The following is a 20,787-nucleotide window of genomic DNA, read 5'->3' on the forward strand; positions in this document are numbered from 1 at the left end:
TGCCCGACCTCGCGTGCCCTGGCTTCGCGTGCTTCGACTGGAGATATCTCGTGGTGCTTTCCCTTCTCTTCAAGCCCAAGGAACTCGTCGCCGTCATCCGCCTGATGCGCGAGGCCAAGCGCCGGGGCGTGGAGATCGACCAACTCCCGCCCGACGTGGTGGCGGCCCACGTCCTGCCCAAAACCCACCCCGAGCGCTACGGCCTGGTCCCCGACGCCGAGGTGACCTCCACGTCCCCGATCGAGGACCTCGCCCTCGCCGCCGTGAAGGACGACGTCCGCGCCGGCAACTGGGAGAACGCCGCCGACCTCGTCACCGCCACCCTCGGCGACTGGGACCGCCGCCAACGCGTGGTGTGGGCCCTGGCCGACCTCGCTGCCAAGGACGACACCTGGATGTCGGCCTGGCAGGCCGCACGCCCCGGCGACCCGCACTGGGTCGTGGTGCACGCGATGTCCCTCGTGGCCCTGGCCTGGGACATCCGCGGCAGCGCTGTCGCCTCCGAAACCACGCGCGAGCAGTTCGAGGGCTTCCACCGCGTGCTGTTCGAGGCCCGCGAGGCCGCGACGGTGGCGGCCGCCGTCCTGCCGGAGGACCCGACCCCGTGGAACACGACGCTGACCCTCGCGCGCGGCCTGCAGATGCCGCACGACGAGTTCCGCGCCGTGTGGGCCGAGCTGATCGCCCGGGATCCGTTGCACCACAACGGACATCAGCAGGCCCTGCAGTACTGGTGCCGCAAGTGGCGCGGGTCCGACGAGCTGGCGTTGGAGTTCGCGCTGGAGGCCGCGGCCAAGTCGCCCAAGTTCCTGGCCTGGCCTCTGCAGGCCGCGTACGAGGCTCAGGACGACGAGATGTGGAGGGCGCCTTCCGTGGTTGCCTCCTTGGATGCTTTGCTGGATCGGCTGGCGGATGAGGGTGCGGACACCTACGCGCTCCGGGACGACCGCGGGTATGCGGCGTTCGCTTTGATGCAGTTGCAGCGGTTCGAGGAAGCAGTGGGGCAGTTCCGGGCTCTGGGGGCGTTGGCTGATGCCGGGCCTTGGGACTACTACGAGGAGCCTCGGATCACGTTCCTGGCGCAGCGCGGGGTTGCGGTTCAGAAGATGGCCAAGGGCAAGGGGGTCAAGGCTCCGGTCCGGTAGGGGGTCTTGGCTCCTTTCTCTGGTGTGGGGCGGCGATCGGGTGTGGGGCGGCGATCGGGTGTGGGGCGGCGATCGGGTGTGGGGGCGACCCTCGGGTGTGGGAGCGATCCTCGGGTGTGGGAGCGATCCTCGGGCGTGAGGCAGGCGCCCTCGGGTGAGGGTCGGGGCAGGCACCCTCGGGTGTGAGGGTCGGGCAGGCACCCTCGGGCGTGAGGGTCGGGCAGGCACCCTCGGGCGTGAGGGTCGGGCAGGCACCCTCGGGCGTGAGGGTCGAGCGGGCACCCTCGGGCGTGAGGGTCGGGCAGGCACCCTCGGGCGTGAGGGTGGCTGCGGGCTTTGGTGTTGCCAGGCCGCCGCTCGGTGCTGGCAGGCCACCGCCCAGTGCTGCCGGGCTGGGCAACAACAGGCAGACGCCTGTGCACGTGGCTGGCAACACGGACGCTGACGCACAGCAGGGATGCGCGCCAGGCCGGTTTTCGGGGTGGGGCAACGGGGCTAGCCCACCGCCATCGGCACGCGGGCTGACGGCACCGAGAGCGGGCGGCGTTCCATCACCGCGCGTTCCAGTTGCCTGGCCGGCGACTCGCCCAGGAGTTTGCGGGCCAGGGCCGTGCCGCGGGTCGGGGCCAGGGCCAGTTCTGTGCGCAGGGCCTGGGCGCCTACGAAGTGGCTCACCTCCTCCAGGATGGCCTTGGTGTCCGGGATCGACTTGGTGCGGCGGACCGCGTCGATCGCGGCTCGTTCCAGCGGGGCCACGTGGAGGCCTCGGCGGATCACCGGGCGGGGGAGGCGGTCGGTGTGTTCCACGCGGAGGGCGCCGTAGCCCATGGCTCGGGAGCGGCGTGGGGCCAGGACGTGGATCGGGCCCAGCATCGGGATCGCGGACTTCATGCCGTGCAGGCAGAGGGCGTCGAAGGCCGTGAGCACGGCGCCTTCGCCCGCGTACATGAGGGACGCGTGGACCAGCTGGGTGCGGCTGGGGCCTGCTCGGCTCAGGAGCAGGATGCCGGGGAGCAGGCGTTGCCAGGGGCCGCCTGGGCGGCAGCGGGACTCCACCAGGGGTGCGGTCAGTCCTATGTGGAGCAGGGCTGCCGTCGGGGCTACTCGGTGGTCGAAGAGGGTGCCCAGGGCTTCCAGGTCGATGGGGTGGCGCATGGGTCCATGGTGGGGCGGGTGGGGGTGGGGTGGACCTCGGGGACGGGAAGTTGTGGACAACTTGCGGGTTGTGGACAAGTCGCGATCACTCGGGCTTGGGATCGAACTCGGCTGTCCTTTCCGGACTGTCGCCGAGGAGGGAGGCTGGGCGGACCGCCAGTGAGCCGAAGCGGGAACGGGCCTGGTCGGCGGCTTGTTCGGCTTCGCGCCAGCCGCGTTCTGGGGCGTCGAAGATCAGTTGCTGGGCGGAGTCGGCGTTGTCAAGTCCCTCTATTCGGACGCCGATCAGGCGGACCGCGCCGGGCGGTACCTGGGTGTCGAGGAGGTCGGCCGCGGTGCGGTAGATCTCCTGGGTCACGTCGGTCGCCACGGGCAGCGTGCGCGAGCGGGTGATCGTCGTGAAGTCGGAGAAGCGGACCTTGATGGACACCGTTCGGCCGTGCAAACCCTTGGCGCGCAAGGAACCCGCCGAGCGTTCGGAGAGGCGGAGCAGCTCGCGGCGCAACAACGCGCGGTCGTAGTGGTCGACCTCGAAGGTTTCCTCGGCGCCGATCGACTTCTCCCGCGTCACCGGCACCACCGCGCGTTCGTCGACGCCGGCGGCCAGAGCGTGGAGGTGCTCGGCCAGCGCCACCCCGATCATGCGACGCAGGCGAGGCAGCGGTGTGGCGGCCACGTCCGCGACGGTCTCCAGGCCCAGTTCTTCCAGGCGCGCAGCGGTTTTCGCGCCGACGCCCCACAGAGCCGAAACCGGCAGAGGATGCAGGAATTCCAGAGCGGAAGAAGAAGGCACCACCATCATGCCGTCGGGCTTGCACATGCCAGACGCGAGCTTGGCGAGGAACTTCGTCGACGCCACACCGACCGAACAGGTGACGCCGTGATCGGCGAACACCCGGGACCTGATCAGCTCCCCCACACCGCCCGGCGTGAGCCCGAGCCGGCGAAGAGCCCCGCCGACGTCGAGGAAAGCCTCGTCGAGCGACAGCGGCTCCACCAGCGGCGTGATGTCGCGGAAGATCGCCATGACGCCGCGCGAGACCTCCTGGTACAGGTCGAACTGCGGCGACAGGTACACGGCGTGCGGCGCCAGCCGGCGAGCGTGGGCGGTCGGCATCGCGGACCGCACGCCGTACTCGCGAGCCAGGTAGTTGGCGGAGCAGACGACGCCACGGCCACCGACACCACCGACCACCACGGGCACCGAAGCGAGCTCGGGGCGTTCGCGGATCTCCACCGACGCGTAGAAGGCGTCCATGTCGACGTGCAGCATCCGGCAGCCCGTGTCGTCGGGCCAGACGCCATCGCGAGCACGGAACCGATCGCGCAGGCCGCGTGGCAGGTTCGCACTGCGACCCATGAACACCCCTCTCGAACGTGAGTTCGAAATGGATCCTACAGTTTGTACACACGCGCTGCGTTCTCCGACGCGATGAGTCGCGCGATCCGGTGTGCGTCCTCTTCCAGGAACGCGTCACGGTGCAGACCATCGGCCAAGAAGTCGGACAACGCGCGACGGAACAGCAACGCGCCGAGGTAGTACAACTCGGGCAGAGCGAACGCGTCTGACGAGAACAGGAACTTGCCGTACGGCACGATCTCCAGCGCCTCGGCGAACACGCGCGACGCCTGATGCCCCAGGCCGTGCGTCGCCAGCCCGAGATCGCAGAACACGTGCGGGAACACTTGCGCGAGATACCCGGCCTGCCGGTGGAACGGGTAGTTGTGCAGCAACAGGATCGGCACGCCCAATCCCGAAGTCGCGCGCAGGAACGGCGTCAACAACGACGGATCGCAACGGTGCAGATCGATGTCCGAATCGCCATAGCCCACGTGGAACTGCAACGGCAGCCCCGCGTCCAACGCCTCCCACGCCAGCCACGAGATCACCACGGGATCCTTCAACGGCCCGGGATTCCACGCCTGCCACACGTTCATCGCCCGCAACGCGTCACTCTCCGACGGCCGCTCACCGCTCAGGGCGAGCCCCATCCGGTACGCCGCAACGGACTTCGCTCCCACCACGGACGGAGCCCGCAGCCGCTGACGCAGCTGGTAGAGGAACTCGGTCTCGGTGGCAGCCGTCGACAGCTCCTCCGCCAGCTGCTCCAGCCGCACGATGTCGTGCGACACCGCACCGGCCAACGACGCCAGCTCCCCCGCCGCGAGCAACCGATCAGGCTGGAACCCGCCGTCGACGAGGAACGTGTGGATCCCCGACGCCATGAGGAACGTCCGCGACACCTCGGTGATGTGCAGCGAATTCCTCCGTTCGAGGTACTCCTCCGCGGACGCGTGCCGAGGCAGGTCGAGCAGCGGAGCACACCAGCGCCGCACCGCGAACCCGATCGCCGAGTCGAAGAAGGACCCGCCCAACGGCGAAACGGAGTCCGCCTCCAGGAGCAGCGACTCGAACTCCTCACGCGTGCTGTCGAGACGCAACACGCCGTGGCAGTGGTGATCTATCAGCCCGAGTTCGGCGACGAACGGCAGGATGCCCATAACCTTAGGATCGTGGACTCTGCGGAACGGGACCAGCGGTTCGACCGGGCGACGGAACTCTTCGACGGGCTGAACGCCAGGGACGTGCGCGTCATCGCACTCACCTGGGTGGACAACAGCGGCATCACCCGCACCAAGTCCGTGCCTCTGCGCAGGCTGGCCCACGCGGCGGCCCACGGCGTGGGCGCGTCACCCGTGTTCGACGTGTTCCTGTTCGACGACTGGATCATCCAGGGCCGGTTCGCCGGCGGCCCGGTCGGCGACCTGCGCCTGCACCCCGACCTCGACCGCCTCACGGTGCTCGCCGGCCAGCCGGGCTGGGCCTGGGCGCCCGCCGACCGCCACTTCCAGAGCGGCGTCCCGTACCCGATGGACCAGCGCCTGCAGGCCCGCAAAGCCCAGCAGAACCTCGCCGACCGGGGCTTCGCCGCCAAGGCGGGCTTCGAGATCGAGTGGTGCGTGGGCAAGCCCGGCACCGACGACTGGGTGCCCGCCACGAGCGGTGCCGCCTATGGACACGCACGGCAGGTGGAGCTGTCCGACTACTGCGTGGACGTCCTCAACGCGTTGGACCAGCAGGACGTCGAGGTCCTCCAGTTCCACCCGGAGTACGCCGCCGGCCAGTTCGAGGTCTCCACCGCACCGGAAGACCCGGTCGCAGCAGCGGACACCGCGGTCCTCGTGAAGGAAACCATCCGCGCTGTCACGATCCGCCACGGCCTACGCCCGTCGTTCTCCCCGAAGGTGGTCAACGGCGGTGTCGGCAACGGCGGCCACCTCCACTTCAGCCTCTGGCGCGACGGCACGAACCTCTTCGAGGGCTTCCACGACGAGGCCAAGCAGTTCACCGCGGGCGTGCTCAACCACATCCGCGCGTTGTGCGCCATCGGCTGTCCCTCTCTCGCGAGCTACCTCAGGCTCGTGCCGCACACGTGGTCAGCACCGTTCGTGGCGTGGGGCGAGGAAAACCGCGAAACGGCGCTGCGCCTGATCCGGGACAACCTCGAGATCAAGTGCTTCGACCTGACCGCGAACCCGTACCTCGTCGTCGCGGGCGTCATCGCGGCCGGACTGGACGGCATCGCCACTCAGGCCACGCTCCCCGAGGGCCTCAACGTCGACCCGGCGCTGCTCGATGACATCGCGCGCCTGCCCACCTCGCTGCGGGAAGCCGTCGAGGAGTTCGAGAAGGACGCCGTGCTCACCGAAGCGTTCGGCAAGGAGCTGGCGGGCACGATCGCCGACGTGCGGCGCGGCGAGATGGAGCGGTACAAGGACGCTAGCCCCCAGGGCATCGCCAACGTCACTCGCTGGCGCCACTGATCTCCCTGCGCAGCCGCGTCAACGCCCGGTGCTGAGCCACCCGCACCGCACCGGGCGTGGAGCCCACCGCCTCCGCCGTCTCCTCCGCGGACAACCCCACCACCACACGCAGCACAACGATCTCGCGCTGCTTCTCGGGCAACACGCGCAGAAGAGCAGCCATCTGCTCGGACAACTCCCCCTGCATCGCCCGCTGCTCCGGGCCCGCGTCGGTGTCCGTCGACTCCGGCACCTCCGCCACGGCCTCCGCGCGGTTCCTGGCGAAGCTCCGGTACGAGTCGGCGACCTTGTGCGCCGCGATCCCGTAGACGAACGCCAGGAACGGCCGCCCCTGATCGCGATACGACGGCAACGACGTCAGCACGGCGAGGCACACGTCCTGCGCGACGTCGTCCGCCGACGCGAACGATCCAACGCGCGCACGGCAGTACCGGACGACCAACGGCCTGATGGTGCCGAGCAACCTGTTGATGGCCGCACGATCACCGGCCACAGCGCGCGCGACGTGGTCGTCGGCCGCCTCGGGCTTGCGGGAGTAGTACGAGGGCGCGGGCGGATCGACCGGCTCCTGCCCGCCAACACCCGCGGTCCGCTCGACCAGCGCGTCGAGCGTCCCCTTCGAGACGTCGACCGGGCCCCCGACGGAGGACTGTTCGACAGCCCCGGCGGGAACCCTCCGATGCAGAGCGGGTGTGAACTCCACGCAGATCACCGATCCTCGTCTGAGCGCTGACGTGCGATGAGCCGGGCGCGCCGGATCCGCCCTTCGACAGCGCGTGGGGTGAGACGCGTGAGCTCCGCGATCTCCGCGTGCGAGTAGCCCTGCTCGTGCAGGATCAGCAACCTGCGGCTGTCCTCGCTCAAGGCCTCGAACGCCGCGTTGGCGGCCTGTTGCTCCACGACGGCGTCCTCAGGCGTCCCCTCGGCCACGACCTGTTCGAGTGAGGCGAAGGAGTCCAGCAGGTCCACGTCCCGCCAGCTGTTCATCCGCCTCTGCCACCGCCGGTAGACGTTCGGGAACGCGAGCACGCACGCGTTGACGAAGTATTCGTTCAACGGCTGGCCGTGCTCTGCGGACCACTGCTTGCCGAGCAACCCGCGATCGCAGAAGTAGACGAACCCCTCGAACACCGCGTCGCTCGCCAGCTCCTCGGCTTCCTGCGGCGGAATGACCTGCTGCTGCAGGTGCCTGCCGTGGCGGCCGCAGCGGGAGAACATGGCCCCGGACCGCACGAGCTTTGTAACGATCGTGAGTCCGTACCCGAGAAGCTGGCGGTGGAACTGGTCCCAGCGCGGCCCTGTCAGTCCTGACTCTCGGAAGTGCTGCACCAGCACCCCGTCGAAGCGCAGCCGTTCGGCCGCCTGCGCCGCGTCAGAACTCCTCATGCCCTTAGGTATGTCGTTTGGTTGCATAGACCCCACGCGGCCCAAACGAGATTCACCCGATCGGCACACTCGCGGCGGCTATTTCCTTGCGCAGCCGTCCGAGCGCACGGTGCTGAGCGACGCGAACGGCGCCCGGCGTCGACCCCACTGCCTCCGCCGTCTCCTCGGCCGAAAGACCCACGACCACGCGCAGCACGAGGATTTCCCGCTGCTTCTCCGGCAGCATGCGCAACAGCTCGCCCATGGTCCCGTTCAACTCGACCTGGAGCGCGAAGTCCTCGGGCCCGGCGCCCCGCGAAGCCTGGTCGGGCACCTCCGCCATCGGCTCCGCACGGTTACGAGCCAGCGCGCGATGAGCGTCCGCGACCTTGTGCGCCGCGATGCCGTAGACGAACGCCAGGAAGGGCCTGCCCTGCTCCCGGTAGTTCGGCAGCGCCGTCAGCACGGCCAGACACACGTCCTGCGCGACGTCGTCCGCGGTTGTCGCCGAACGCCCCACCCGCGCGCGGCAGTACTTCACGACCAGCGGGCGCAGGTAGCGAAGCAGCTGGTCAATGGACCTGCGATCACCGTGCACCGCCAGGTCGACCAGTTCCGCGGATAACGCCGAACTCTCCATCCGAAGTGTCCCCTCTACGACATCCCGCAGGAGAGACGTGCGACACGTCTCTCCTTATGCGGAAAGTAGGGAGAAACTTCAAACGTCACCCGTTCGTTGCAATCATCAGCGGTTGGTAATAGGCGTGGAGCAACCACTCCGCGTAACCGAAGCCCGCACGCTCGGCCAATTCGGTGATTTCGTCACGGGTAATCGCCCAATATCGTGCTTTCCTCACGACAACGCGCCACCGCTCGGCCTCGTTCAGCTGGAACATCTCCAGCTCGTACTGGTCGCCTTCCCAGTGCCACAGCTGGAACCACACCGTTCGACCAGGTCCGACGGACGGTGGCGTCGACAACGGCCGTTCGCGCCGAATCGCGTCGTAGTCGCGCGTCGAGATGATGAGCCGACCACCAGGCGTCAGCACGCGGCGCATCTCACGCAGCGCCGCCAGCACGTCGTCCGAGGTCAACAGGTGCGGCAGGGCGTTGTCCGCGGCCAGCACGACGTCGAACGAGGCATCCGCGAACGGCAGCGCCCGCATGTCCGCGGCCACTACGGGCAACGAGACCCCACGCGCGGAGGCCTCCACAACGGCCCGAGAAGCCGCGACCGGACTCAAGTCGGCACCAACGACGTCGTAGCCGCGCATGGCCAGACCGATCGCCTGTGTGCCGATGCCGCACGCACAGTCCAGAACGCGCGCGCCGGCGGGAACGAACTCCGAGAGCTGCGACGCCTGACGGGCCATCGACGCGTCCCAATCCGGGAACATCAGGTCGTACGTCCCGGCCAGCCCGTCGTAGAACGCCCCGGTCAAATCAGCTCCTCGACCCCCACCGACGTCCGCAGCTTCGCCAGTGCCCGGTGCTGGGACACCCGCACGGCACCCGGTGTCGAGCCGACCGCCTCGGCGGTCTCCTCCGCGGACAGGCCCACCACCACGCGCAACAGCAGGATCTCGCGCTGCTTGTCCGGCAGGCTCTCCAGCAGCTGGCCCAGCCGCACCGACAGCGACCCGAGCAGTGCGTTCTCCTCCGGATCGATGGCGAGCGACGGCCCGTCCGGCACCTCGGCGACCGGCTCGGACCGGTTGCGCGCCGACACCCGGTGCGCGTCCGCCACCTTGTGCGCGGCGATGCCGTAGACGAACGCGAGGAACGGCCTGCCCTGCTCGCGGTAGGTGGGCAACGCCGTCAGCACCGCCAGGCAGACCTCCTGCGCCACGTCGTCCGCCGACGCGTACGCCCGCTCGGTGCGCCCAACGCGCGCACGGCAGTACCGCGACACGAGCGGTCGCACAGAAGCCAGCAGTCGTTCGACGGCACGCCGGTCACCCGCAACAGCCTCGTTGACCAGTGAGGCCAGCAGGTCGGAGCTCTCCATGTCGGTCGGTCCCTACGTCGGCAGCGGAGCCACTATTTTTCGCCGCGAAGTCGTTTGGGACCACTCATCAGGACCATAAAAGTCTCTAATGCAAACGATTCAGGCGGTACGGCGGGCGAGCACGTGCAAGCGGGCGGCGACGTCTCTGAGCGGAGACCGCGTGGCAGCGGCCAGCTCCAGCTCGGCGAGCGCGTCGGCGGCACCCGGATTCGCGTCCAGCACGACGCCGGGCACGAGGTCGGACACGATGCCGTGACCTTGCAGGAGCTCGACAGAAAGCCCCGCCTCGAGAACCAGCTTCTCGAGACCTGGGACGTCGAACCGGCGCTGCAGCGGGTCACGCGAGCCCGCGAGCTGGCCGGCGTCGTCGTCCAGCAACCTCCGGGCGTCGACGATACGTCCCGCGATCGCGCGGTGCAGGATCGCCGCGAACCTGTTCGCGACCAGCACCGACACCGCTCCACCCGGCGCGACGGCGGTGGCCAGCGAGGACAGCGCGGACGCCGCGTCGTCGACGACCTCCAGCAGGCCGTGCGCGAGCACCAGATCGGCCTCACCAGCGGGAACGCCGAGCGAGTCGGTGTCGCCCTGGACCGCGTTGATCGTCACGCCGGCTTCGCGCGCACGGGTGTGCAGCGTGGCCAACGCGTTCGGCGAGGGCTCCACGACCGTGACCGCGCAGCCCGCCGCGGCGAGGGGCACGGCCCACACGCCGCTGCCACCGCCCACGTCGAGGACGCGCGGGGGTTCTCCACCCCTGCGCGTGCGTGCGGCGGCCAATTCGGCGTCGAGCACCCTGTGTACGGCGTCCGGTCGCATGGCAGTAAGAGTAGGAGACCCTAGAGTAGGTCTGTGCATACGGTGTCCGTGCTCAGCCTCAAGGGAGGCGTCGGCAAGACGACGGTGGTGCTCGGCCTCGCCTCGGCCGCTCTCCGTCGCGGCGTCCGCACCCTGGTGATCGATCTTGATCCGCAGTGCAACGCCACGTCGACGCTGGAGCCAGAGGAGTCCAAGGCGAGCATCTACGACGTCCTGCAGGACCCGTCCGAGGACAACCTCGAGGAGGCGATCCGCCCGAGCAGGTGGGGCGACGGCATCGACGTGTTGTCCGGGTCCGAGGATGCGGAGCTGCTCAACCACCCGGATCCGAACGAGTCGCGGCTGCACCGGCTGAAAGACGCGTTGCGCACGTTGCGGGACATGTACGACGAGTTCCCGTACCAGCTCGTGCTGCTCGACTGCCCGCCGTCGCTGGGCCAGCTGACCCGCTCGGCGCTGGTCGCCGCCGACCGCGCGCTGCTCGTCACCGAGCCGACGATGTTCGCGGTGGCGGGTGTGCAGCGGGCGTTCGAGGCGGTGCAGAACGAGCGCGAGCAGAACAACGCGGACCTGCAGCCGCTGGGCGTCGTGGTGAACCGGGTGCGGCCGCGGTCGCACGAGCACCAGTTCCGCATCGACGAGCTGCGCGACATCTTCGGCCCGCTGGTGATGCCGGTGGCGCTGCCGGACCGGCTCGCCGTCCAGCAGGCGCAGGGCGCGTGCATGCCGATCCACGAGTGGGGCACGCCGGGCGCGCGTGAGGTGGCGCTGGCGTTCAACCTGCTGCTCGCCCGCATCCAGCGCATCTCGCGGAGCAGACGCAGGGCCGTGCACCACGACTTCGACGACGACGAGATCCAAGAGGCGGTGGATGCCTGAGGGCGACACCGTCTTCCTGGCCGGCCACCGGATGCACGAGGCGCTGGCCGGGAAGACGCTGCGGCGCGGCGAACTGCGCCACCCTCGACTGTCCACACTGGACCTCGCCGGGCTCGACGTGGTCGCCGTCCGCACCTACGGCAAGCACATGTTCACGAGGTTCTCCGACGGCAACAGCCTGCGCAGCCACTTCCGGATGGACGGCGCGTGGCACCTCTACCGGCCGGGCGAGCGCTGGCGCCGCCCCGCACACCAGGCCCGCGCGGTGCTCGAGGTCGACGACCGGCAGGCCATCGGATTCGCGTTGCACGACATGGAGTTCGTGCCGACCTCCCGCGAAGATGAGCTGATCTCGCATTTGGGTCCGGATCTGCTCTCACCGGATTTCGACGCCGCTGAGGCCGTTCGGCGGTTGACCGAAAACCCTTCGCGACCTATTGGCCTCGCATTGCTGGACCAGCGCGTGATGGCCGGAGTCGGCAATCTCTACCGCGCGGAAGTGTGTTTCCTGCTGGGCGTTCTGCCGACGGCACCGGTTTCAGCCGTTGACCCGGCGCGCGCGGTTGCGTTGTCGCGCAAGCTGTTGCAGGCCAACCAGTGGCGACCGGAACAGATCACCACGGGCGACCGGCGCGTGCAGCACTACGTTTTCGAGCGCACCGGCAAACCGTGTTTGCGTTGCGGCACAAGGGTCCGATCGGGCGAGTTCGAGACGAGATTCGTCTACTTCTGCCCAAAATGCCAGTCCGGTTGAACCGAGACGCCCTCCCGGCCGTGTCCTCCGACATGGCGGTAAATCTGGATGCGCTGCGCCCCGGCTTCACCGACGACCCCTACTCGGTGCTGAAGAGCCTGCGCGAAGCAGGTCCCGTGCACCGGGTCGAGACCTCCGGCGTGCCGATGTGGCTCGTGACCCGCTACCCCGACGTCCGTGCGGCGCTGGACAACCCGCTGCTGTCCTCGCACGGCTCCGCGCTCGCCGAACCCCTGCGCGGCCATCCGCACTTCGCCTCCTGGTGGTTCGGCGACCTGTCGGACCACATGATGAACAGCGACGCACCCGACCACACCCGCCTGCGCCGCGCGGTGTCGAGCGAGTTCACCCCGCGCCGCATCGCCGCGCTGCGCCCCCGGATCGAGGCGCTGGCCGTCTCCCTGGCCGACACCTTCGCCGACGCGGGCCGCTGCGACCTGATCGCAGACTTCGCGGCACCGCTGCCGATCACCGTGCTGATGGAACTGCTCGGCGTCCCCGCCGTCGACCAGGAGAACTTCCGCTACTGGGCGGACGTGGTCACCGGCCTGGCCGACGGCGACGCGGCCTCGGCGCGCGAGGAGGCCTCCGGCTACCTGCAGGACCTGGTGGCGCACAAGCGGACGTCCGGCGACGACGACCTCATCGGCGCTCTGGCCCGCGCCACCGGCGAGGCCGCGCTGACCGACCGCGAACTCGCCTCCCTGGCGTTCCTGCTGCTCGTGGCCGGCTACACGACCGCCGTGGACCTCGTCGGCAACGGCACGCTGGCGTTGCTGCGCCACCCCGAACAACTGGAACTGCTGCAACGCTCGACGTCCCTGCTGCCCGGCGCCATCGAGGAGTTCCTGCGCTTCGACGGCCCGACCTCGCACCTGATCCGGTTCGCCGCGCAGCCGGTGACGATCGGCGGCGTGCAGATCCCGGCGGGCGACGTCGTGCTGCTGTCGCTGGCCTCCGCCGAGCACGACAGCGCGCGCTACCCCCGAGCCGACCAGCTCAACATCGAACGGGCGGACCGCCAGCACCTGGCGTTCGGCCACGGCGTGCACTTCTGTCTGGGCGCACCGCTGGCCCGGCTGGAGGGCGAGGTGGCGTTCCGGACCCTGCTGTCGCGTTGCGCGGGGCTGACGCTGGACGTGACGCAGCCGCTGGGGTGGCGGGTGTCGCTGGGCAGCCGCGGGTTGCGGACGCTGCCGGTGACGTTCCGGACCAAGCCGGCCATGCCGCTGGACGAACAGGCAACGATCAAGGTGCCCAAGCCGTCCTGACTCGCGCAACGGCGTGGCCGTGAGGCCGGCAACTACGACCCCGGGACCGCGCGCCCGCCCTGAACTGCCGTTATAGGGTGGGCGCGTGGTCTACAAGCAGGTGGTTCGCAGGGCGTTGTTCGGAATGCACGGCGGCGACGCGGAGCGGGTCCACGAGACCACGCTCAACGCGATGGCCAAGCTGAGCCCGCTGGCGAGGTTCGCGCGCAACCAGAACAACCCGCGCACCGTCTTCGGCGTCCGGTTCCCCAACCCGGTCGGGCTCGCGGCGGGCCTCGACAAGGACGGGCGCGCCCTGCCCGCCTGGGCCGCGCTCGGGTTCGGCTTCGTCGAGGTCGGCACCGTCACCTGGCACGCGCAGCCGGGCAACCCGAAGCCGCGCCTGTTCCGGCTCCGCGAGGACGAGGCGATCATCAACCGGATGGGCTTCAACAACGCCGGAGCCCAGGCGCTGGCCGACCGGCTCGACCGGACCACCCTCCGGGCGCCGCTGGGCATCAGCCTCGGCAAGTCCAAGATCACGCCGGTCGAGGACGCCGTCGGGGACTACCTCAACTCGCTCGAAGCGCTGAAGAACCACGGCGACTACTACGCCATCAACGTCAGCTCGCCGAACACGCCGGGGCTGCGCAGCCTGCAGGACAAGGGCGCGCTCACCGAGCTCGTCCAGGCGCTCACCAGGGCCACGAACAAGCCGATGCTGGTCAAGATCGCGCCCGACCTCACCGACGACGCCATCGAAGAAGTCATCCAGGTGTGCCTGGACAACGGCATCAAGGGCCTCATCGCCACGAACACCACCCTCAGCCGTGAGGGCCTCAAGAGCCCCCTCAGGACCGAGGCGGGCGGCCTCAGCGGCAAGCCGCTCACCCAGCGCGCGAACGACGTCGTCCGGTTCATCACCAAGAACAGCGAGCTGCCCGTCATCGGGGTCGGCGGCATCGCCAGCGCGGACGACGCCAAGCGCATGATCGACGCCGGCGCGAGCCTGGTGCAGATCTACACCGGCTTCATCTACGAGGGGCCCGGGCTGGTCTCGAAGATCAACCGCGCGCTGCGGTGATCAGGTGCGGCGCGCGGCCCGAAGCCAGCGCATGACCGGGTGCAGGATCACGACGAGCAGCGAGCCCCACACCATGCCGCCCATCGACAGGTCGCCGATCTCGATGGTCAGGTCGCCGACACCGGCGACCAGCGCGGCGCCGCCGACCATGGCGTTCACCGGGCTGGTCAGGTCGACGCCGCGGTCCATCCAGATCCGCACGCCGATGAGCACGATCAGGCCGTAGAGCACCAACGTGCAGCCGCCCAGCACACCTGCCGGGATGGTGCCGAACAGCGCGATGGCCTTCGGGGAGAACGCCAGCGCCGCGGCGAACACACCGGCGAACGCGAACGCCGCCGTGGTGTACACGCGCGTCACGGCCATGACGCCGATGTTCTCGGAGTACGTCGTCGTGCCGACGCCACCGCCGAGACCTGACAACGCTGTCGACAGGCCGTTCGCGATGATCGCGTCGCCCGCGCTGCCGTCGAGGTTGCGGCCGGTCAGCGCCGCGACGGCCTTCACGTGGCCCACGACCTCGGCCACCAGGACGATCACGACCGGCAGCATCAGCAGCACGACGGACGGCCGCAGCTCCGGCTGGTACACCTGCGGCAGGCCGACCCACGCGGCGTCGCGCAGGGCCGTGAACTTCTCCGCCGGGACCGCGCCGAACGCCAGGCCGCCCACCCAGAGCGCCACGAAGCCCAGCAGGATCGCGAACCGGTTGAGCAGGCCGCGGCCCAGCACGCCGGCCAGCAGGATCACCACGGTCGTCAGAGCGGCCAGCAACGGCTGCCTGGCGAAGTGCGAGGTGGCCTGGTGCGAGAGGTTCAGGCCGATGATGATCACGACGGCGCCGGAGACGACCGGCGGCATGACCGACTCCAGCAGCCGCACGCCGAGCGCCTTGACCGCGATGCCGACGACGATCACGAGCAGACCGGCGGCGACGACACCGCCGAGCTGGGCGGCGATGCCCTGTTCACGGGCGCCACGAGAGGCGCCACGAAGGCGAAGGACGAGCCCAGGTAGCTCGGGACGCGGTTCTTGGTGATCACCAGGAACAGCAGCGTGCCCAGGCCGGAGAACAGCAGCGTGGTGGCGACGGGGAGGCCGGTGGCGGTGGGGACGAGCACGGTCGCGCCGAACATCGCGACCAGGTGCTGCACCCCGAACCCGATGGTGAGCGGCCAGCTCACCCGCTCCTGCGGTGCGACGGTTTCACTGTCGGTGATCCGACCGTCCCCGTGCACGGTCCACAACGCCAACGCACTGCCTCCCGGCAACCCAGCCGGACTTCCCGCTGCCCGGCCCCGGAATCCTGCCACGCCATGTAGTGGCTACGGCTAGATAACGGTCTGATAATCACACGATTGCCGTAAGGATCTCCAGTGGGGGCCGTCGAATAGGCGCGCGCGACTACAAAGCGTCACATTTAGTGCGCTGAATAGCCTGACACGTCTCGCATCGCAGACGCGAGACCCGCCATGTGGTCGGTGGCGTCGTCCAGCACCTGACGCGGATCCTGGAACGCCGTGCTCGCCGCCAGCGCCTGACCTGCGGCCGCCACCAGCGAACAGTAGCGGTCCACGCCGTCCGCCAGTTGGATCCTGAGCACGCGCACGCCTTCGACGAGCGGTGCGCGCTCCAGCGGCGGTGCGGTGTTCCTGGCGCGTTCCACGGCCTGGAGCTGGGCCGACACCGCACGGATGGCCGCGGAGGCCTCCTGCGCGGTCTGCCGGGCGTGCTGGACGGATTCCGTCGGCATCGACGTGAGCGTCGGCGAGTCGAGCTGGCGCAGCAGCTCGTTCATCGCGTCCTCGGCCTCGTGGAGCTTCTCCATCGGAATGCGCGCGGCGGAGATGTGCGCGGGCAGCGGCGGCCGCGGAGGGGGCGGGGGCGACAGCTCCAGCCGTTGCTTCGCGGACTTGAGCTCCCGCAGCTTCACCCCGCTGCGGACCGCGAGCAGGCCGGGCAGGGCGGCGCCGATCGTGCCGGTGACGGTGGCCCACGTGCCGAGCACACCGGTGAAACCGAAGACGGCCAGCGTGCCGAAGATCGTGATCAGCGCGAGCCAGAACGTCAGCACGGCGTTGGTGCGCTTGCGCTTGCGTTCGAGCTTCGCGCGGGGGTCGTTCCACTTCTGCAGGCGGTACCGCGCCTGCTCGGCCAGCGGGTGGCCCTGGAGCGACGCACCCAACTCGTTGACGACCTTGCGGACGATCTCGTTGTTGGGACGGTTTCTCCAGGGCTCCATGATCACCTGCTGACTCCTCCTGCCCCGAGTCTCAGTTCTGAGCCGGCGGGACCTGCTGCTGCGTGGTCTTCTGCTCCTGCTGGACGCGCTGCGCGATCTCGGCCTGGATCTGCGCCGCGGCGCTGTTGCCCGCGGTGACCTGCGGCGGCGTGCTGCTCTGGCCACCGTGCATGGACGCGCGGATCTGCTCGAGACGCGAGGCGCCGGCGAGCTGCGTGGTCGAGGCCTGAACCTCGAGCATGCGGCCCTGCACCGAGTTCTGGGCGAGCTCGGCCGACCCGATCGCGGTGGCGTAGCGCTTCTCGATCTTGTCGCGGACCTCTTCCAGCGACGGCACGTTGCCCGGCGCGGCGAGCTCGCTCATCTGGGTCAGCGAGGCGGAGACCTGCTCCTGCATCTTCGCCTGCTCCAGCTGGCTGAGGAGCTTCGTGCGCTCGGCGAGCTTCTGCTGCAACATCATCGAGTTGCGTTCGACAGCCTGCTTGGCCTGTGCGGCGGCCTGCAGCGACTGGTCGTGCAGCGTCTTCAGATCCTCGATGCCCTGCTCGGCGGTGACGAGCTGGGTGGCGAAGCCCTGGGCGGCGTTCTCGAACTGCTGCGCCTTCTGCTCGTCACCCTTCGCGCGCGCCTCGTCGGCGAGCACGAGCGCCTGACGTGCGGAGGACTGCAGCTTCTCGACTTCGCCGAGCTGCCGGTTCAGCTTCATCTCCAGCTGCCGCTGGTTTCCGATCACGGCCGCCGCCTGCTGAGAAAGCGCCTGGTGCTGACGCTGCGCCTCCTCGATGGCCTGCTGGATCTGCACCTTCGGGTCAGCGTGCTCGTCGATCTTGGACGAGAACGATGCCATCAGGTACTTCCAGAACTTCACGAACGGACTGGCCATCTCCTACGCCTGCCTTCTCGGTGCCGGTGTTGGATCCATCGTCTCAATTGTGCGTCGGCGGTTCCACCAACCTGGGGAGATATCCGGGATGACCCCGATCCACCCCGGGACTTTGGATTGACACACCCGCCGGCGCCAATCCTGCCCGCACCCGCGCCCCGAGACGCGGTGACCCAGCGTGCTGTGGCCAAGCCGTTGCCTGCCGTTCAGCACGCTGCCGTCGTTGTCAGATCAACGTGCGAAGGCCCGTTCTTGTTGCAGCGCGTGACGTGTCGGGGGCCACAGCGGACGTCAGATCACCCGAATGCCAGCGACCCCGTTCGCCGCCAGGCGAACGGGGTCGGGAACGACATGGGTGTCAGGCTGCGACGACTGCCTTCGGGGGCTCGCCGATCGAGCTCGTGAGCCGGTGGCTGAGCATCGGCTGCAGGCGCAGGTCGGACAGGTCGTCCGACAGCGTGGTCGGCAGCACGCGGCCACCTTCCAGCTTGCCGCGCTCCGAGCGGCCGTCCGGAACGGTGTCCGGCACCGTGTCGGGCGTCTGCGAGACGGCGCCGATGTCGGAGGCGACGTGGTGCAGCAGCTCGGACAGCGGCAGGTCCAATGCTTCACAGATGGCCGCGAGGAGTTCGCTGGACGCCTCTTTGCGGCCGCGCTCCACCTCGGACAGGTACCCCAGGCTCACGCGGGCGGTCCGAGAGACCTCGCGCAGCGTGCGGCGTTGGTTGGTGCGGGCATGGCGAAGCCGATCACCGATCGCCTCGCGTAGCAGCACGGTCATCGCGCGCCTCCTTCCGGCCGGCCGTGTCCCTACGTTACCGATCGACACCGACAACGGGCAGTGACTTCCGAACACGTCCGCCAAGGGCGAACGAACGCGAAGTCATCGTTTGTTCCCGTCCACGGTCATCAGCAGGTATTCCGACAGCAGGACCAGCGCTTTTTCCACGGCTGTGAAACGCACCGCTTTCCGGTCGCCACTCACCGTGATGGTCCGCACTGTGGACACTCCAGGGCCGCTCAAGCCGATGTGGACCGTTCCTGGAGCGACCCCGTCCTGAGGATCAGGGCCGGCGACGCCGGTCAGCCCGATTCCCCAGTCCGATTTGCACCGGTTCCGGGCTCCCTGCGCCAGTTGGATCGCAACATCGGGGTGCACGGCACCGTGCTCGTCGAGCAACTGCTGATCCACGCCCGCGAGCTCGTGCTTGAGCTCGGTGGCGTAGACGATCAACCCACCGCGGACCACGGCACTCGCCCCCGGTGTGTCGACGATCGTCGCGCACAGCAGACCCGCGGTCAGCGACTCGGCAGTGGCTACGGTCTGCCCACGCGCCTTCAGCAGGTCGACGACGTTCGTCACGCCACCGCCCTACCCGCGCGGGCCTTCAACTTAAACGCACGGATGACGTAATCGATTCCCGTCACAACGGTGAGGATCAGCGCCGCGGCCATGATCACCCAGGCGATGACCGCGATGACGTCGTTCTGCGGCAGCAGGAACAACCCGATCGCGATGACCTGCAACAGCGTCTTCGCCTTGCCGCCGCGGCTGGCCGGGATGACGCCGTAGCGGATCACCCAGAACCGCAGCAGCGTCACGCCCACCTCGCGCACGGCGATGACGATCGTGATCCACCACGGCAGCACGTCGAGGATGCTCAGGCCCACCAGCGCGGACCCGGTCAGCGCCTTGTCCGCGATCGGGTCGGCGATCTTGCCGAAGTCGGTGATCAGCCCGTGCTTGCGGGCGAGCGTGCCGTCGATGTGGTCGGTGAAGCTCGCGACGGCGAAGATCCCGAACGCGATGAGCCGCCACGTCGTGTCGAAACCGCCCGCCGCGAACAGTGAGAGCAGGAAGACCGGGACCAGTGCCATCCGCGCCATCGTGAGGACGTTGGCGACGTTGAGCAGCGGGACCTTCCTGGCCTCCGTCATGTCGCCAGCACCTCGATCGGCTCGACGACCAGGTCGACGCCCTCGGAGTCGACCACGCGGCACCGCACGAGGTCACCGCGCTTGAGGTCCTCGCCCTCGAGCACGATGCACTCGCCGTCGACCTCGGGCGCCTGGTGCTCGGCCCGGCCGACGCAGTCCTCCTCGGCAGCGTCGTCAGCCTCGTGCTCGATCAGCACGACGACCTCGGAGCCGACCCGGTCCTCCGCGCGCTGGCTGGTGAGCTCCTCGACGAGGTTGCCGATCCGCTGGACCCGCTCCGCGATGGTGTCGGCGTCGAGCTTGCCGTCGAGGTTCTCGGCCTCGGTGCCGTCCTCGTCGGAGTACCCGAAGATGCCGACCGCGTCGAGCCGCGCCTCGGTCAGGAACCGCTCCAGCTCGGCCAGGTCCTCCTCGGTCTCGCCGGGGAAGCCCACGATGAAGTTGCTGCGGATGCCCGCCTCGGGGGCGTGCTCACGGATCTGCCACACGAGCTTGAGGAAGCTGTCGGTGTCGCCGAACCGGCGCATGCGCCGCAGCACGTTCTCGCTGGAGTGCTGGAACGACATGTCGAAGTAGTTCGCGACCTTCTCGGTCTTCGCGATGGCCGCGACGAGGCTCGGCTTGGTCTCGGCGGGCTGCAGGTAGCTCACCCGCACCCGCTCGACGCCGGGGATGCTCGCGAGGCGCGGCAGCAGCTGCTCCAGCGCACCCTGCTCGCGCGGCAGGTCCTTGCCGTAGCTGGTCGAGTTCTCGCTGACGAGGAACAGCTCCTTGACGCCGTTCTCGGCGAGCCACATGGCCTCGGAGACGATCTCGTCGGGGTGCCGCGACACGAACGCGCCGCGGAAGCTCGGGATGGCGCAGAACGAGCACCGCCGGTCGCAACCGGACGCGATCTTCAGCGGGGCCACGGGAGCGTCGTCGAGGCGCTTGCGCTGCACCTTGGTGGGGCCCCAGCCGTGGCCGGGCACCTGGACGTCGGCGGCGGCCTCCTGGCGCTTGACCGGCGTGATGGGCAGCAGCGTGCGGCGGTCGACCGGCACGTGCGACTCGATCCGCTTGCCGTGCAGCACGTCGTTGAGGCGCTCGGCCAGGTCGTTGTACTGGTCGAAGCCCAGGACCGCTGCCGCCTCCGGCAGGCTGTCCGCGAGCTCCTTGCCGTACCGCTCGGCCATGCAGCCGACCGCGACGACCTTGGCGCCGGTGTCGGACGCCGCGAGCAGCGTGTCGACCGAGTCCTTCTTGGCCTGCTCGACGAAGCCGCACGTGTTGACGACGACGACATCGGCTTCGGCGCCCTCGTCCACCAGCTCCCAGCCGCCTTCGCCGAGGCGCCCGGCGAGTTCCTCGGAGTCGACCTCGTTGCGGGCGCAGCCCAGGGTCAGCAGCGACACGCGTCGCGGAGTGGTGGGAGAAGACACGGTGCTCAGCGTAACCGGC

23 protein-coding genes are annotated in these 20,787 nt (G+C 69.2%); 6 read left to right on the forward strand and 17 right to left on the reverse strand.

The genetic code is table 11. The features are described 5' to 3' along the window. Nucleotides 1-50 precede the first annotated feature (50 nt). Nucleotides 51-1,145 carry a DUF4034 domain-containing protein gene (locus IEZ09_RS15605; RefSeq protein WP_229812586.1) on the forward strand — a complete coding sequence of 365 codons (1,095 nt, stop codon included), beginning with the start codon at nucleotides 51-53 and terminating at the stop codon, nucleotides 1,143-1,145. A gap of 495 nt (nucleotides 1,146-1,640) precedes the next feature. Here the strand turns inward: IEZ09_RS15605 and IEZ09_RS15615 are convergent, their stop codons facing one another. The 3 genes from IEZ09_RS15615 to IEZ09_RS15625 form a co-directional block, all read right to left on the reverse strand. Beyond that, nucleotides 1,641-2,300, reverse strand: coding sequence for a hypothetical protein (locus IEZ09_RS15615; RefSeq protein ID WP_189254411.1), 660 nt, complete (start codon nucleotides 2,298-2,300; stop codon nucleotides 1,641-1,643). Nucleotides 2,301-2,385: 85 nt separating this feature from the next. Beyond that, nucleotides 2,386-3,660 (reverse strand): DNA polymerase IV, encoded by a 1,275-nt coding sequence (locus IEZ09_RS15620; RefSeq protein WP_189254412.1) that lies wholly within the window; start codon nucleotides 3,658-3,660, stop codon nucleotides 2,386-2,388. Between the two features lie 35 nt (nucleotides 3,661-3,695). Further along, nucleotides 3,696-4,802: an amidohydrolase family protein gene (locus tag IEZ09_RS15625; RefSeq protein WP_189254413.1), complete on the reverse strand. Its 1,107-nt coding sequence runs from the start codon at nucleotides 4,800-4,802 to the stop codon at nucleotides 3,696-3,698. A gap of 12 nt (nucleotides 4,803-4,814) precedes the next feature. Between IEZ09_RS15625 and IEZ09_RS15630 the strand changes: the two genes are divergently transcribed. Next, on the forward strand, nucleotides 4,815-6,125 hold the full coding sequence (locus IEZ09_RS15630; RefSeq protein WP_189254414.1) for a type I glutamate--ammonia ligase: 1,311 nt from the start codon (nucleotides 4,815-4,817) through the stop codon (nucleotides 6,123-6,125). Here the strand turns inward: IEZ09_RS15630 and IEZ09_RS15635 are convergent. The 6 genes from IEZ09_RS15635 to IEZ09_RS15660 all read right to left on the reverse strand — a co-directional run bounded on the left by IEZ09_RS15635 (nucleotide 6,106) and on the right by IEZ09_RS15660 (nucleotide 10,317). Continuing rightward, entirely contained in the window at nucleotides 6,106-6,618 is a 513-nt protein-coding gene (locus IEZ09_RS15635; RefSeq protein WP_229812608.1) for a sigma-70 family RNA polymerase sigma factor, read from the reverse strand. The genes IEZ09_RS15630 and IEZ09_RS15635 overlap by 20 nt on opposite strands. 215 nt (nucleotides 6,619-6,833) lie before the next feature. Beyond that, the gene (locus IEZ09_RS15640) at nucleotides 6,834-7,511 is read right to left on the reverse strand and encodes an RNA polymerase sigma factor (protein ID WP_189254415.1); all 678 of its coding nucleotides are present in this window, start codon (nucleotides 7,509-7,511) and stop codon (nucleotides 6,834-6,836) included. 52 nt (nucleotides 7,512-7,563) lie between these two features. After that, nucleotides 7,564-8,130, reverse strand: a complete 567-nt coding sequence (locus IEZ09_RS15645) for a sigma-70 family RNA polymerase sigma factor (protein ID WP_189254416.1) — start codon at nucleotides 8,128-8,130, stop codon at nucleotides 7,564-7,566. 85 nt (nucleotides 8,131-8,215) lie between these two features. Beyond that, nucleotides 8,216-8,932, reverse strand: coding sequence for a class I SAM-dependent methyltransferase (locus tag IEZ09_RS15650; RefSeq protein ID WP_229812587.1), 717 nt, complete (start codon nucleotides 8,930-8,932; stop codon nucleotides 8,216-8,218). Further along, nucleotides 8,929-9,498, reverse strand: a complete 570-nt coding sequence (locus tag IEZ09_RS15655) for a sigma-70 family RNA polymerase sigma factor (protein ID WP_189254417.1) — start codon at nucleotides 9,496-9,498, stop codon at nucleotides 8,929-8,931. The genes IEZ09_RS15650 and IEZ09_RS15655 overlap by 4 nt, the downstream gene beginning before the upstream one ends. A 99-nt stretch (nucleotides 9,499-9,597) precedes the next feature. Further along, entirely contained in the window at nucleotides 9,598-10,317 is a 720-nt protein-coding gene (locus IEZ09_RS15660; protein WP_189254418.1) for a class I SAM-dependent methyltransferase, read from the reverse strand. 33 nt (nucleotides 10,318-10,350) lie between these two features. Between IEZ09_RS15660 and IEZ09_RS15665 the strand changes: the two genes are divergently transcribed. From IEZ09_RS15665 to IEZ09_RS15680, 4 genes are all read left to right on the forward strand, one after another. Continuing rightward, nucleotides 10,351-11,196 (forward strand): ParA family protein, encoded by an 846-nt coding sequence (locus IEZ09_RS15665; RefSeq protein WP_189254419.1) that lies wholly within the window; start codon nucleotides 10,351-10,353, stop codon nucleotides 11,194-11,196. After that, complete coding sequence (locus IEZ09_RS15670) at nucleotides 11,189-11,950, forward strand: Fpg/Nei family DNA glycosylase (RefSeq protein ID WP_189254420.1); 762 nt, start codon at nucleotides 11,189-11,191, stop codon at nucleotides 11,948-11,950. The genes IEZ09_RS15665 and IEZ09_RS15670 overlap by 8 nt, the downstream gene beginning before the upstream one ends. 20 nt (nucleotides 11,951-11,970) lie before the next feature. Next, nucleotides 11,971-13,221 (forward strand): cytochrome P450 family protein, encoded by a 1,251-nt coding sequence (locus tag IEZ09_RS15675; protein ID WP_229812588.1) that lies wholly within the window; start codon nucleotides 11,971-11,973, stop codon nucleotides 13,219-13,221. Nucleotides 13,222-13,306: 85 nt separating this feature from the next. Next, nucleotides 13,307-14,284: a quinone-dependent dihydroorotate dehydrogenase gene (locus tag IEZ09_RS15680; RefSeq protein ID WP_189254421.1), complete on the forward strand. Its 978-nt coding sequence runs from the start codon at nucleotides 13,307-13,309 to the stop codon at nucleotides 14,282-14,284. On the opposite strand, the gene IEZ09_RS15685 is transcribed toward IEZ09_RS15680, so the two are convergent. The 8 genes from IEZ09_RS15685 to rimO all read right to left on the reverse strand — a co-directional run bounded on the left by IEZ09_RS15685 (nucleotide 14,285) and on the right by rimO (nucleotide 20,768). Further along, nucleotides 14,285-15,202, reverse strand: coding sequence for a solute carrier family 23 protein (locus IEZ09_RS15685; RefSeq protein ID WP_253730381.1), 918 nt, complete (start codon nucleotides 15,200-15,202; stop codon nucleotides 14,285-14,287). It lies immediately after the preceding gene. Next, entirely contained in the window at nucleotides 15,199-15,468 is a 270-nt protein-coding gene (locus tag IEZ09_RS47455; RefSeq protein ID WP_253730380.1) for a solute carrier family 23 protein, read from the reverse strand. The genes IEZ09_RS15685 and IEZ09_RS47455 overlap by 4 nt, the downstream gene beginning before the upstream one ends. 236 nt (nucleotides 15,469-15,704) lie before the next feature. Then, on the reverse strand, nucleotides 15,705-16,526 hold the full coding sequence (gene pspM / locus IEZ09_RS15690; RefSeq protein ID WP_189254422.1) for a phage shock envelope stress response protein PspM: 822 nt from the start codon (nucleotides 16,524-16,526) through the stop codon (nucleotides 15,705-15,707). A 31-nt stretch (nucleotides 16,527-16,557) separates the two neighbouring features. Continuing rightward, nucleotides 16,558-17,409, reverse strand: coding sequence for a PspA/IM30 family protein (locus IEZ09_RS15695; RefSeq protein ID WP_189254423.1), 852 nt, complete (start codon nucleotides 17,407-17,409; stop codon nucleotides 16,558-16,560). Between the two features lie 358 nt (nucleotides 17,410-17,767). Beyond that, entirely contained in the window at nucleotides 17,768-18,190 is a 423-nt protein-coding gene (locus tag IEZ09_RS15700) for a helix-turn-helix domain-containing protein (RefSeq protein ID WP_189254424.1), read from the reverse strand. Between the two features lie 102 nt (nucleotides 18,191-18,292). Then, nucleotides 18,293-18,772, reverse strand: a complete 480-nt coding sequence (locus tag IEZ09_RS15705; protein ID WP_189254425.1) for a CinA family protein — start codon at nucleotides 18,770-18,772, stop codon at nucleotides 18,293-18,295. Beyond that, nucleotides 18,769-19,347 (reverse strand): CDP-diacylglycerol--glycerol-3-phosphate 3-phosphatidyltransferase, encoded by a 579-nt coding sequence (gene pgsA / locus IEZ09_RS15710; RefSeq protein WP_189254426.1) that lies wholly within the window; start codon nucleotides 19,345-19,347, stop codon nucleotides 18,769-18,771. Before pgsA ends, IEZ09_RS15705 begins: the two co-directional genes overlap by 4 nt. After that, a complete protein-coding gene (rimO, locus tag IEZ09_RS15715; protein WP_189254427.1) occupies nucleotides 19,344-20,768 on the reverse strand; it encodes a 30S ribosomal protein S12 methylthiotransferase RimO in 1,425 nt (474 codons plus the stop codon). The genes pgsA and rimO overlap by 4 nt, the downstream gene beginning before the upstream one ends. Nucleotides 20,769-20,787 lie beyond the last annotated feature (19 nt).

It is taken from the genome of Lentzea flava (assembly GCF_014648475.1).
Classification (GTDB): Bacteria; Actinomycetota; Actinomycetes; order Mycobacteriales; family Pseudonocardiaceae; genus Lentzea; species Lentzea flava.

Bases quoted from the DNA above. Each gene is read 5' to 3' on its own strand.
- IEZ09_RS15615 (WP_189254411.1), bottom strand. From the start codon at position 2,300: ATGCGCCACCCCATCGACCTGGAAGCCCTGGGCACCCTCTTCGACCAC.
- IEZ09_RS15620 (WP_189254412.1), bottom strand. From the start codon at position 3,660: ATGGGTCGCAGTGCGAACCTGCCACGCGGCCTGCGCGATCGGTTCCGT.
- IEZ09_RS15625 (WP_189254413.1), bottom strand. From the start codon at position 4,802: ATGGGCATCCTGCCGTTCGTCGCCGAACTCGGGCTGATAGATCACCAC.
- IEZ09_RS15640 (WP_189254415.1), bottom strand. From the start codon at position 7,511: ATGAGGAGTTCTGACGCGGCGCAGGCGGCCGAACGGCTGCGCTTCGAC.
- IEZ09_RS15645 (WP_189254416.1), bottom strand. From the start codon at position 8,130: ATGGAGAGTTCGGCGTTATCCGCGGAACTGGTCGACCTGGCGGTGCAC.
- IEZ09_RS15655 (WP_189254417.1), bottom strand. From the start codon at position 9,498: ATGGAGAGCTCCGACCTGCTGGCCTCACTGGTCAACGAGGCTGTTGCG.
- IEZ09_RS15660 (WP_189254418.1), bottom strand. From the start codon at position 10,317: ATGCGACCGGACGCCGTACACAGGGTGCTCGACGCCGAATTGGCCGCC.
- IEZ09_RS15670 (WP_189254420.1), top strand. From the start codon at position 11,189: ATGCCTGAGGGCGACACCGTCTTCCTGGCCGGCCACCGGATGCACGAG.
- pspM (WP_189254422.1), bottom strand. From the start codon at position 16,526: ATGGAGCCCTGGAGAAACCGTCCCAACAACGAGATCGTCCGCAAGGTC.
- IEZ09_RS15695 (WP_189254423.1), bottom strand. From the start codon at position 17,409: ATGGCCAGTCCGTTCGTGAAGTTCTGGAAGTACCTGATGGCATCGTTC.
- IEZ09_RS15700 (WP_189254424.1), bottom strand. From the start codon at position 18,190: ATGACCGTGCTGCTACGCGAGGCGATCGGTGATCGGCTTCGCCATGCC.
- pgsA (WP_189254426.1), bottom strand. From the start codon at position 19,347: ATGACGGAGGCCAGGAAGGTCCCGCTGCTCAACGTCGCCAACGTCCTC.